This window comes from Microtetraspora glauca (assembly GCF_040656155.1).
In the GTDB taxonomy this organism is placed as follows: domain Bacteria; phylum Actinomycetota; class Actinomycetes; order Streptosporangiales; family Streptosporangiaceae; genus Microtetraspora; species Microtetraspora glauca.
The window spans coordinates 1-11,237 of sequence record NZ_JBFALK010000047.1 but is presented as its reverse complement, the minus strand read 5'-3'; the positions used below and the strand labels follow the sequence as shown (position 1 = coordinate 11,237).

General features: G+C 70.7%; 10 protein-coding genes. 4 read left to right on the top strand and 6 right to left on the bottom strand.

The window, feature by feature from the left end:
- Positions 1-67 precede the first annotated feature (67 nt).
- Positions 68-1,660 carry a metallopeptidase domain-containing protein gene (locus AB0I59_RS41825; protein WP_061261516.1) on the top strand — a complete coding sequence of 531 codons (1,593 nt, stop codon included), beginning with the start codon at positions 68-70 and terminating at the stop codon, positions 1,658-1,660.
- Positions 1,661-2,670: 1,010 nt separating this feature from the next.
- On the opposite strand, the gene AB0I59_RS41820 is transcribed toward AB0I59_RS41825, so the two are convergent.
- The 6 genes from AB0I59_RS41820 to AB0I59_RS41795 form a co-directional block, all read right to left on the bottom strand.
- Positions 2,671-3,087 (bottom strand): hypothetical protein, encoded by a 417-nt coding sequence (locus AB0I59_RS41820; RefSeq protein WP_358142584.1) that lies wholly within the window; start codon positions 3,085-3,087, stop codon positions 2,671-2,673.
- Positions 3,084-4,211 (bottom strand): molybdopterin-dependent oxidoreductase, encoded by a 1,128-nt coding sequence (locus tag AB0I59_RS41815; RefSeq protein ID WP_358142582.1) that lies wholly within the window; start codon positions 4,209-4,211, stop codon positions 3,084-3,086. The genes AB0I59_RS41820 and AB0I59_RS41815 overlap by 4 nt, the downstream gene beginning before the upstream one ends.
- Positions 4,190-4,801: a class I SAM-dependent methyltransferase gene (locus AB0I59_RS41810; RefSeq protein ID WP_358142579.1), complete on the bottom strand. Its 612-nt coding sequence runs from the start codon at positions 4,799-4,801 to the stop codon at positions 4,190-4,192. Before AB0I59_RS41810 ends, AB0I59_RS41815 begins: the two co-directional genes overlap by 22 nt.
- Positions 4,798-5,454, bottom strand: a complete 657-nt coding sequence (locus tag AB0I59_RS41805) for a TIGR04282 family arsenosugar biosynthesis glycosyltransferase (RefSeq protein WP_358142576.1) — start codon at positions 5,452-5,454, stop codon at positions 4,798-4,800. The genes AB0I59_RS41810 and AB0I59_RS41805 overlap by 4 nt, the downstream gene beginning before the upstream one ends.
- Before the next feature lie 208 nt (positions 5,455-5,662).
- Positions 5,663-6,649 carry an NAD-dependent epimerase/dehydratase family protein gene (locus AB0I59_RS41800; protein WP_358142573.1) on the bottom strand — a complete coding sequence of 329 codons (987 nt, stop codon included), beginning with the start codon at positions 6,647-6,649 and terminating at the stop codon, positions 5,663-5,665.
- Between the two features lie 156 nt (positions 6,650-6,805).
- Positions 6,806-7,471, bottom strand: a complete 666-nt coding sequence (locus AB0I59_RS41795) for a glycosyltransferase family 2 protein (RefSeq protein ID WP_358142570.1) — start codon at positions 7,469-7,471, stop codon at positions 6,806-6,808.
- A gap of 236 nt (positions 7,472-7,707) precedes the next feature.
- Between AB0I59_RS41795 and AB0I59_RS41790 the strand changes: the two genes are divergently transcribed.
- From AB0I59_RS41790 to AB0I59_RS41780, 3 genes are all read left to right on the top strand, one after another.
- Positions 7,708-9,105, top strand: a complete 1,398-nt coding sequence (locus tag AB0I59_RS41790; protein WP_358142567.1) for a hypothetical protein — start codon at positions 7,708-7,710, stop codon at positions 9,103-9,105.
- Between the two features lie 216 nt (positions 9,106-9,321).
- The gene (locus AB0I59_RS41785; protein ID WP_358142564.1) at positions 9,322-10,023 is read left to right on the top strand and encodes a response regulator transcription factor; all 702 of its coding nucleotides are present in this window, start codon (positions 9,322-9,324) and stop codon (positions 10,021-10,023) included.
- A complete protein-coding gene (locus AB0I59_RS41780) occupies positions 10,020-11,144 on the top strand; it encodes a sensor histidine kinase (RefSeq protein WP_358142561.1) in 1,125 nt (374 codons plus the stop codon). The genes AB0I59_RS41785 and AB0I59_RS41780 overlap by 4 nt, the downstream gene beginning before the upstream one ends.
- Positions 11,145-11,237: the final 93 nt, after the last annotated feature.

Sequence of the window (11,237 nt, the reverse complement as noted above, 5' to 3'; positions counted from 1 at the left end):
AACTGGTCCTGAAGCCGCACCACGCCCGCTCAGGCCCGTCGACATGCCATCTTCCTAGGAAAGGACCATGGTCAAAGTCCGCTTGTCGGCCGCGCTCGTCGCGAGCCTCCTTGCCCTGCTTGTTCTCCGACCCGTGCCCGCCTCGGCCGAGCCGATTCAAGGGCGGATGCCCTGGTCGATCCTGCTGTGCAAGTTCACCGACCGGCAGCAGGAACTCAAGCCCGCGCAGTACTTCAAGGACCTGTTCACCACCGAAGGGCTCGGCAAGGGCGGGCTCGCCGACTTCTTCGCCGAGCAGTCGCGCGGACGGATGACCCTGGAAGGGTCGGAGGTCCACGGCTGGTACACGATCCCGCAGACCTTCGACGAGTGGTCCCGCAGTACGGCAGAGCGGCCGGGATGCCTGAAGGAAGCCGAACGTCAGGGCTTTCGCCTGCCGCCCGGCCATCGCCTCGGCTTCATCCTGAACAACGACCACGGCGGATTCCGCCCGGGGGTCTCGAACGGGGCCGAGGACCAGAACTACTTCGAGTTGGACTCCACGACCTGGACCGTCCAGCAGGCGTCCTTCGTCATGCTCCGCATCCTCGAGATGCAGGAATCGCGGCGTATGTTCGCGCCGGACATGTGGTCGTACACCAGGATGAGCCACCCCTGGGACACGATGAGCGGTCACAACACCTACGCCGCCCCCTCCGAGCTCTTCGGCAAGAACGCGATCGGCCTGGCCGCGCCGCACCTGGACGAGCTCGGCTGGCTGCCCGGCTGGCGCGTCGTCACCGTCGGCAAGGACGGTGAGACCGCCCGCACGATTCAGCTCGCCCCGCTGGAGCGGCCCGACCTGCCCGGCGCGCTCATGATCCGTGTCCCTCACCTGGTAGACGACCCCAGCCGCTTCCTCACCGTGGAGTTCCGCAAGAAGACCGGACGCAGCAGCGCCATCCCGCGCGACGCCGTCCTGATCAACGAGTACAGGATGTTCGCCGGCGTCCTGATGGACCGCGACACCGGCGAGCCGCTCACTCACGTGAAGACCGACGCCGTCGAGATCCGCGTCGACTCCGTCGGCGAGAACTCCGCCACCGTGACTGTCACCACCAAGCTGCCCGGCGCCTGCCGGTTCGGCTACGTCCCGCGCGACGCCGTCCCGGGCGACACCGCCTGCGTCACTCCCGCAGCCCGTGATCAGGCGGCCCTCGACAACGAGGAGCAGCCCAAGCGGATCGACGCCTCCGGCCGCTGCTACTGGCCCTATGTCTACCGCGAGATCCTCCCGGAGGACATCACCTGCGTTACGGCGACGGTCAAGGCGCAGACCATGCGAGACACCGAGGACACCCCCAACCGGCTCAACACCGCCAAGCACGCCTGGGGCCCGAACGCCTGCCAGGACGAATACGTCTGGCGCATGAGTGACGACTCCGACTACGTCTGCGTCCCGATGGCCACCCGCCTGCAGGTCCTCGACGACAACGCCGCGGCCGCCGGTCGCTGGAGCGACGGCCCCTACGGGCCCACGACCTGTGTCCAGGGCTACGTCTGGCGCGAGGCCTACGCCGGCGACCAGGTCTGCGTCACTCCCGACCGTCGCGACCAGGCTCAGGCCGACAACCGCACCGCCAAGGAACGCCTGCGCTGGCGGTACGGGTCGCAACTCTGACACCCGGCAGGAGAAGGGGCCTTCGGGATCGGCTCGTGGCTCGGCCCGCGTGACCCGAAGGCCCCCCGCACCGGTGGATGCCGCCCTGTAATGCGCGCTCGCGGTGAGCGCCGACGCTGAGCGGCTCGCCGCAGAGAGGCCACCGAGTGCCATCCGCCGGGGAACGACTCCGGCACCCGCCGCCGCACGACTGCCCAACGGCTGATGCCGGGGTCACCGCCGTCAGGCAGCGTCCCCCGCGGATGCAGGACGGCCTCCGCGCCGCCGTCGGCATAGAGGATCTGCCCGGTCATGAACGCGTTGCCGGGGTTGGCGGCCCATGTCGGCAGAGGGGCGACGCCCTCCACCGGTCCGGGGCAGCCGAGCAGTCGGGGCATCACCGCGGCGACGAAGTCTCGCGCGCTGTTGTCGCTGCAAGCGGTGTTTTCGCTGGTGGGGCGCCAGGGATTCGAACCCTGAACCTACGGATTAAAAGATCACTTGTTACTTGCCATTTGCTATCCGCGCATGCCGATTCGTGTCACCCTGTCCTGCGTTCTCGCCGGGTTCGTATCGGCTGGTGACGGTCCCTGTCATGTCGTATCGCGTACACACGAGCAATCACCGAGCCATCAACGGGGGCAGCCCCACGAGCAACCATTGGGGCACCCCAGCGAGCGATCAACGAGCGACCTCCGAGCAACTGAGCTCGCTTGAGCTGAAAGCCAGGATTGGGAACACGTCTACCCGATCACGCTGCTCGACATCTGCCGACGTGATCGGCTCTGCAGTGTCCTCGGGGAGTACCGGTACACAGCCTGGCCATACCGGATGATGAATCAGCGCTCGCAGTGCCATCCTGCACCGCGACAGACGAGTAACCGCCGAGCAACATGTGGTCCTTGATCGTCGTCGTCATTGATCGCCGAGTGTGCCATGGTCGAGAGGCAGACCCAGATCATGTCCTGTGTGATGAGTGTGAAGCGGCACAGGCGACGCGAGCGGGGCGGGGAATCGTGACAGCGGCGGCGTCACCGGGTGGGCGGCTGGGCTGTCCGCGCCCGCCGCCTGCGCAGCAGGAGGGTCCAGACGTCGACGGCGACCGCCACCAGGGCGATGCTCGCGAGGACGACGGCGACATTCGCCCCGTAGTTGAGCGGGAGCTGGGAGGGGTTGTCAGCACGCCGGCCGAGTCCGAGTACCACAGGGAGGGAGACGAGCGCGAGCATTCCGGCGATCACTAGGCCGACCCGGTACGGGCCGCGGAGACGGCTGGCCGGCACTCCCACCGCGAGAACCAACGGCACGAGCACCAGATCGTGTACGGCCGCGCCGCCGCCGAACCACAAAGCCACGCTCAGCGGGTCGGTCTGGCTGGCGTTCAGCGTCAGGCCGGTGGAGCCGAGCAGGATGAGGCCGCCACCGAGGACGTATCCCGGCGCCTTCATGGGATCACGATCCGATGGACCCACTTGGTCTGCTGGACACCCGGCCGGTTGGGCGCGATCAGCCGCACCGGATAGCCGTGGTCGATGTGCAAGGTCTGGCCGTCGACGCGCAACGCCAGCAAGGTGAGCGGGTCGTTCCAGTGCGGTGGCCGCAACTCGCTCGCGCGGTGGCCGCCACGCCGCTCGAGCGACTCGACGGTGAGGACCGCATGGGGAGCGGCTCCGGCCGATCGCGCCAGATCGGCCAGTCGGACACCCGTCCACCGAGCGGACACACTCCAGCCTTCGACGCAGGCGATCGGCAGCTCGACCGTGTGCTGCGGGAGTCGAGTCAGGTCGTCGTAGGACAACGAGAGCGTGCCGATCGCCAGCCGGTAATCCGCACCGGGTGCGGTGACCCCCGCGGCCTGCGCGGTCCGGTTCACGGGCAGCCCCTGTGGGCCGACGGCGGGGTCGCGCGGTGCCAACAGGGCCGCGCGGCGCAAGGGGGTGACCGCCTCGCCGGATGTGAGTAGCGCGGCCAGCCCGGAGGCGGTGGCCGCGGTGCGCAGGAACCCCCGGCGGCTGGTCTCCAGCGGCCGCGGTAGCGAGCGACGCACCCTGGCCCACTCGTTCGTGGCATGCACGATCAGGGCGCCGTAGACGATGAACGCGGTCCAGTAGTGCGTAACCGGGAAGGAGAACGCCCACAGGTAGGTGTAGGCGACATTCAGCAGGCCGGTGACGAGTTGGAAAAGCGACCCCGCGACCAGCACCAGCACCAGGCCGCGCTTGGCCGCGTGTCCCGCGGAGCGCAGCGGGGGCCACTGCCACAGTCTCGGATAGACCGTCCAGAGCTTGGCGAGCAGGAGCGGTATCGTCGCTATTCCACCGATCACGTGCACTCCTTGTGTGACCCGGTAGAGCCACACCGGCCGGGACGGCCAGTCCAGCCACGTGGGCGGATGCTGCAAGAAATGGCTGAGCAGGCCGGTGGCGAACGCGATCGTGAAGCTCAGTCCCAGAGCGAGGCCGAGCCGGGCGGCGACCCCTTCCGACCGCAGGACGCTGGTGAAGCCGATCCGCCGGATCGGCGGCGTTCGATCGAAGCCGGGTGCCTCGCTCAACGCAGACTTGCGAACCACCGTCCTGTCTCCTCCCAAAGTTCGATCGTGTCGAAGCCGGCATCCGTCCCGAGACGCGTGACGTCGGTCGCCGAAACGCGGGCCCACCCGAACCATTCGCCCAGCGCTCCGGTTCGGCGCAGTCGTATCCGGTCGACCCTGCTGGTCGTGCCGGGCCGCTCCACCTCGGCCAGTACCTCGCCGCCGGATCGGGCCAGCTCCCTGACGCGGCGCAGTAGGGCCAGAGGGTGGCCGCCGATGCCGACGGTGCCGTCGGCAAGGAGCACGGTGGCCCATCGGCCCGTGCCGGGGACCTGGCCGAAGACATCACATACCAGTGCAGACCCTCCGGCCCGACGGGCGAGGTGGACGGCGTACGGGGTGACGTCGATGCCCAGGGCGGGCACGCCGCGGCGGGCCAGCGCGGCCGTGAGCCGGCCGGGCCCCGATCCCACGTCGAGGGTGGGCCCGGCGCAGCGCGCCAGGAGGGCTTCGTCGCCGTCGATCGGTTCTATCCATCGGGTCGACTCAAGCGGCGTGCGGGTCCCGTCGACGTACTCGATCTCGGTGGCCGCACCCGCCAGCGACTCGGCATAGAGTTTTCCCTTCACCGCACGGCGCTCGTCTCGGCCAGGCCGGGCATGGCGGCGAGCGACGCGGCGAGTCTGGAGTGCGGCGAACCGGCCGCCACGCGCGCGGCGTCGGCCGCGGTGTCGACGTCGAGCAGTTCTGGCAGGACGGCCACGCGAAGCCCGGAGTTCCGCAGACGCCACAAGAGCACGTCTCCTGTGTCAGGGCGCGACATGGGCACGCCGGCCACCACTGACATGTCCGGGCGTACCAGGCCGAGCAACCAGAAGCCGCCGTCGGCGGCCGGGCCATAGACCGCGTCGTGATCGGCCAGGGCGTCGGCGGCGGAGCACAGCAGCGCCGAGGTGACCTGCGGGGTGTCCATGCCGATGAGCACGGTCGGCACCGGATGGAGCCGGTGAGCGTCGGTGATCGCGTATGCGATCCGCTCGTCGAGCCCGGCGCCGCGCTGAGGGATGACTTCGACCCCCGCGGGCAGCCAGGAGCCGGGCAGTCCCTCCAGAGCGAGCACCCTGTACCGCACAGGGGCCTCCGTCACGGCGAGGAGCGTGTCCTCCAGCGCGGCCGCGGCCAGCCGTGCGGCCTGGCCGGGCGTGAACGGCGGAGTGAGCCGGGTCTTCACTCGGCCAGCCACTGGTTCCTTGGCGATGACGACGATCTGCGCATCGATCATCACCAACCGCCTCGCCCGGCTCGGCCGACACAGTCCTGACCACTCGGATCCGTGATTCTCATGGCCCCGACCTTATGATCGCGAGCGCCCGGCAAACCTTACGAAGCTCTGACGTCACTCGAGGGAAGGCCCAGCTCAGGAGCACCGCGGGAGAGCGTTCCGCGAGCCACGCCGTCCACCCGGGCGACCCAGAGCTGGGGAGGGGCGCTCAGCCGAGCGGCGCTTCGGCGAACTCGCGCATGCCCTCGGCGAAGCCGATCCGGGCGCGGAAGCCGAGCTCCGCCCGGGCCCGGGCGGGCGAGGCGACGATGTGGCGGACGTCGCCGAGGCGGTACTCGCCCGTGACGACCGGCTCCGGGCCACCCCGCGCCGCCGCCAGCGCGACGGCCATCTCCCTCACCGTGCGCGGCTCGCCGCTGGCGATGTTGTACGCCTCCAGCGTCCCCTCCTCGCCGCCCGCCAGCGCCGCCAGGTTGGCCCGGGCGACGTCGCGGACGTGTACGAAGTCGCGCCGTTGGCCTCCGTCCTCGAAGACGCGCGGGGCACGCTCCGCCTCCAGGGCCGAACGGAAGATCGCCGCCACCCCTGAGTACGGCGTGTCCCTGGGCATCCGAGGGCCGTAGACGTTGTGGTAGCGCAGCGCGACAGCCACGCAGCCGGTCTCCCGCGCCCAGTTGGCCGCCAGATGTTCCTGAGCCAGTTTCGTGGTGGCGTAGGCGTTGCGGGGGTCGGTGGGCGCGTCCTCGCCGATGACCACCGGAACCAGGGGTGCCCCGCACCGCGGGCAGCGCGGCTCGAACACCCCACGGGACAGGTCATCGGTCGCGCGCGGCCCCGGGCGGACGCGTCCGTGCTCCGAGCACTCGTAAGCGCCCTCGCCATAGACCACCATCGAGGAGGCCAGCACCAGGCGACCGACGCCGCGTCGTGCCATCGCGGCCAGCAGCACGGCCGTGCCGTACACGTTGGTCGAGGCGTAGCCCGGCAGGTCGGCCACGTCGACCCCCTGCCCGACCTTGGCCGCCTGATGGACCACCACGTCCGAACCCGCCACCGAGCTGTCGACGGCGGCCTCGTCGCGCACGTCGGTGCCCGCCCGCACGTCGAGACCCACCACCTCGTGGCCGGCGGCCTGCAGTTCCTCGGCGACATGGCTTCCGATGAATCCGGCCGAGCCGGTCAGCAGCACCTTCACGCGGCGACAGTAAGCCACCACGGTCCCGCTACGACGCACCCGGCCGCGGCCGTTCGCAGGTCGTAAGATTCAGGACGGCACGCCGGCCGGGACGTCGGTGGTCAGCGACCCGTGGCCACTCCTTCTTCCAGGACCCGTCTCTCACACCGACGTCACCTATCTGATCGCGGCGACCTCCGCCATCACGCGGCGCATGTCGCGAACGGTGCGAACGGTGCCCCGGACGGTGCCGGTCACCTTCGACCGGCCCACGCGCGGCAGGTAGTCCACCTCGACCTCGCGCACTCGCCAGCCCGAGGCCGACGCCCGCAGGACCATCTCCAGCGGGTAGCCGAAACGGCGGTCGGCCAGCTGCAACGCCAAGAGGTCTGTTCGCCGGCACGCCCGCATGGGCCCGAGGTCACGCAGCGGGACGCCGGCCTGGCGGCGCAGGCTCGCGGCCAGCACGGTGTTGCCGATCCGGGCGTGCACCGGCCACGCCGAGCGGGAGCGCGGCAGCCGGCGGCCCAGGATCAGGTCCGCCTCGCCGTTCAGCACGGGCAGGACGACCCGCGGGAGCTGCCGCGGGTCCAGCGACGCGTCGGCGTCCATGAAGCACACCACCTCGGCCGTCGCCGCCATGAGCCCCGCGTGACAGGCCGCGCCGAACCCGTGTCGCGCCTCGTGCACGACGCGCGCGCCCAAGCCGGCGGCGATCTCGGCGGAGCGGTCGGTCGATCCGTTGTCTACGACGATCGGGCGGAAGCCTTCCGGCATCCGCCCGAGCACCCAGGGCAGAGCGGCCTCCTCGTCGAGGCACGGCAGTACCACGTCGATGTCCATGTCGCGAACGTAGACCCGCGAAGGGCCGGACATCCTTACAGGACGATGACATCCCACCCGGCAGCCACGCTGCTCGGGCCGGTTCCCCGGTCGGGGTCGGGAAGCTGGCCCCTTCCATCCGCCGCCTCGATCGGTATTCGTCATGGCCTCGGTCTCCGGCGCGCGGGATTCGCGTAGATCTTACGAAGTGCTGAAGAGGAATCCTGGAAAAGATCAGGACACTTACCGTGAGAGGCGTGGCCAACAGATTTCGGATGTCCGAGGCCAGCATGGGCGATCCCCCGTGCGAGGCGACGCGGAATTCGACCGGACACCACCTGACCCGGTGGCTGGCCGCATGGGCGCTGCTCGTCGCCGCGTCGTTCGCATTCGGGGGAATCCTGCGCGGACTCGGCGTGCTCCCGATCGATCACCTGCCGCCGCTTCACGCTCACTTCCGGGTGCTGACGATCACCCTGCTGCCCGCCGCCGCGTTCGGTGTCGCTGCCGTACGGGTCCTGCCGGGCGTCGTGGCCCGGCTGAACTTCGGAGCGGCTCTCGCCGCCGCATACGCCTGCGCGCTGGCCTGGACGGTGCTGCTGGCCGTTTCAGGCGACGGACTGGCCGCGCCGTTCACTCACAAGGAGGAGTACCTGGCCGTGCTGCCTGTGGTGGGCGACGACCCGTCGCGGTGGCTGGCCGCCTTCACCCGGGACCTGCCGGCGTACCCGACGCACGTGCGCGGCCACCCGCCGCTGCCCGTCCTCGTGCTGTGGGCACTGAACGCCACCGGGCTGAGTGGCCCGCTGTGGGCCGCGCTGCTGGTCGTCGTCGTCGGGTGCTCGGCCGCCGTGGCCATTGCGCTGACGGTCCGGCGGCTATCCGGGGAGGACGCGGCCCGGCACGCCCTGCCGTACCTCGCCCTCGCTCCCGCCTCGGTCTGGATCGCCACCAGCATGGACGCCCTCTTCGCGGGAGTGGGGGCTTGGGGAGTCGCCCTGCTCGTCTGCGGACGCGACGGCTGGAGGCGACTGGCGTGCGGAATGGTCGCCGGGGTCCTCCTGGGCGCCCTGCCGTACCTCAGTTATGGGCTCGTCCCCTACCTGCTGATCCCCGCCGCGGTCGCGGTCGTCGTCCGGTTGCCTCGCCTCACCATCGTCGCCGTCCTCGCGGGCGCCGCCGCGGTCACTGCGGCGTTCGCCTCAGCCGGCTTCCTCTGGCCGGCCGGGGCACTCGCCACGCACGCCCAGTGGGCTGCCGACCCGGGGGCGGCCCGGCCGTACCTGTACTTCCTGGTCGCCGATCTGGCCGCCCTCGCACTGGTGTCCGGCCCCGCCACGACGGCGGGGTTGACTCAGGGCATACCGTACGGGGTGAGGATCACGGTCCTCGCGACCCTGGCGGCGGTGCTGGCGCTCGACGTCAGCGGGGTGACGCGGGGCGAGGTGGAGCGAATCTGGATCCCCTACACACTGTGGATCGGCCTCGCCGCGTCGTTCGCGGAAGGACCGGGCGGAGGACGCGCGGGAGCGCGGCGTCGGCGAGCAGCCGCGGGCCGTCAGGACCGCCCGCCATTCACGAGTGATCACCGCTGGTTGGCGTCGCAGATGGTCACCGGACTGCTGCTCCAGGGGCTGATCGCCTCCCCCTGGTGAGATCGGTGCCGCCCGCCGGGCGCGGAGGGGCGCCCAGTTAGAAGGCGTGGCAGACGGCTGGAGAGGCAGGGCGAGACGCATGTTCGGAAACCGCTCGCGGCCACAGGGAGAACACCGGCGGCAACCAGGGGATCCTCCCGATGTGAAGCACAGGCCGTGGAGTCACGCGGTGGGCGTGGTGGCCTACGGTGAGGGCATGGCCCCCCGGAGAGACCGATGACCGGCACCCCCGCATTTCGCGTCCTCATCGTCGAAGACGACCCCACCGTGGCCGAGGTCGTCGCCCGCTACCTCAAGCGCGACGGCCATGAGGTCGCGTGCGTCCGCGACGGCGCCGAGGCCCTGCGGCGGGCCCTGGCCGACCCACCCGACCTGCTCGTGCTCGACCTCATGCTGCCCAAGATGGACGGTCTCCAGGTCTGCCGTAAGCTGCGCGAGCGCTGGCCCGTCCCAGTGATCATGCTGACCGCCCTCGGCGAGGAGATCGACCGCGTAGTGGGGCTGGAGACCGGTGCCGACGACTATGTGACCAAGCCGTTCAGCCCTCGCGAGCTGGCCCTCAGGGTCCAGTCCGTGCTCCGGCGCGCCCGCGGGGCCCTCGCGCCCACGGGCACCGGCGTGCTGCGCGACGGCGACCTCGTGGTCGACGTCGGCGCCCACGAGGTACGGCTGGCCGGCGAGGAGATCACGCTGACGGCGCGGGAGTTCGACCTGCTCGTCTACCTGCTGCGCAACCCTCGACAGGCGTTCAGCCGGGCGGCGCTCCTCGGCCAGGTGTGGGGCTGGTCGTTCGGTGACTCCTCCACCGTGACCGTGCACGTGCGGCGGCTGCGGGAGAAGATCGAGCCCGATCCGACCGATCCCCGGCGCATCGTCACGGTGTGGGGCGTCGGCTATCGGTACGAGCCTCAGCGATGATCCTCCAGATCGTCGCGGTGACGGCGGGGCTCGGGGTCGCCATCGCGGCCCTCGGGCTCGTCCTGCTGCGCGTGCTGCGACGCCGGTCGATCGGCGTGATGCTCGCGGTCGTGGCGGCGGTCACCGTCGCGGCGACGCTGGCCGGTGTCGTCGCGATCACGCTCGCCATGGTGATCGACGGTCGGCCGAAGAACATCGTGCTCACGGTCGTCGTGATCGGCGGCCTCGTGGGTCTCGCGGTCGCGCTGATCAATGCGAGGAGGGTGGTGCTCGCCAGCAGGCGGCTCGTCGGCGCGCTGGAGGAGGTGCCGCCCTCGGGCCGCTTCACCCCGCCTGAAGGGCCGCTCCCCGCCGAGCTGGGGACGATCGCCGTCGCTCTGGAGCAGGCGTACGAGCGGCTGCGCCTGGGCCGCGAGCGTGAGCGGGCCCTGGAGAGCGCCCGCCGCGAGCTGGTCGCCTGGGTCAGCCACGACCTGCGCACCCCGCTGGCAGGGCTGCGGGCCATGGCGGAGTCCCTGGAAGACGGCGTGGTCGACGACCCGGAGACGGCCCGGCGCTACCATGCGCAGATGCGGCTCGAGGTCGACCGTCTCTCGGGGATGGTCGACGACCTCTTCGAGCTGTCCCGGATCCACGCCGGAAGCTTGAAGCTCTCCCGGGGGCGGATCGGACTCGGCGACCTCCTCGCGGACACGCTCGCCGGGGTCGAGCCGCTGGCCCGGGCCAAGCGCGTCCACCTGCGTGGCGAGGCCGACCAGGGCCTGCCCGTCGACGTGGACGCCGATGAGCTGGCCCGGGCCGTGCGGAACCTGGTGGTCAACGCGATCCGCCACACGCCGGCCGACGGGACCATTTCGGTCCGAGCGGTCGCGGACGGCGAGACGGCCACGGTGTCGGTGCTCGACTGCTGCGGTGGAATCCCCAAAGAGGACCTGCCCCGGGTCTTCGATGTGGCCTTCCGTGGCGAGGCCGCCCGCACTCCCGGCCATGGGAGTGGGGCCGGGCTGGGCCTCGCGATCGCCAGGGGCATCGTCGAGGCTCATCACGGCGAGATCGGCGTGGTCAACGAGGGGGCCGGTTGCCGCTTCGACATCCGCCTCCCCTTGGCCGGAGGCGCTTAGAACTCCTAACAGAATGATCAGCGGACGAGGCGTCGCCAGCAGATGATGGCGGTGGCAAGGGTCATGAATGCCTCGTGCATGTCGTCGCGGATC

What these genes read in the sequence shown, in the direction of transcription:
- AB0I59_RS41805 (WP_358142576.1), bottom strand. Translation starts at nt 5,454, where the DNA reads ATGATCGATGCGCAGATCGTCGTCATCGCCAAGGAACCAGTGGCTGGC.
- AB0I59_RS41780 (WP_358142561.1), top strand. Translation starts at nt 10,020, where the DNA reads ATGATCCTCCAGATCGTCGCGGTGACGGCGGGGCTCGGGGTCGCCATC.
- AB0I59_RS41820 (WP_358142584.1), bottom strand. Translation starts at nt 3,087, where the DNA reads ATGAAGGCGCCGGGATACGTCCTCGGTGGCGGCCTCATCCTGCTCGGC.
- AB0I59_RS41825 (WP_061261516.1), top strand. Translation starts at nt 68, where the DNA reads ATGGTCAAAGTCCGCTTGTCGGCCGCGCTCGTCGCGAGCCTCCTTGCC.
- AB0I59_RS41785 (WP_358142564.1), top strand. Translation starts at nt 9,322, where the DNA reads ATGACCGGCACCCCCGCATTTCGCGTCCTCATCGTCGAAGACGACCCC.
- AB0I59_RS41795 (WP_358142570.1), bottom strand. Translation starts at nt 7,471, where the DNA reads ATGGACATCGACGTGGTACTGCCGTGCCTCGACGAGGAGGCCGCTCTG.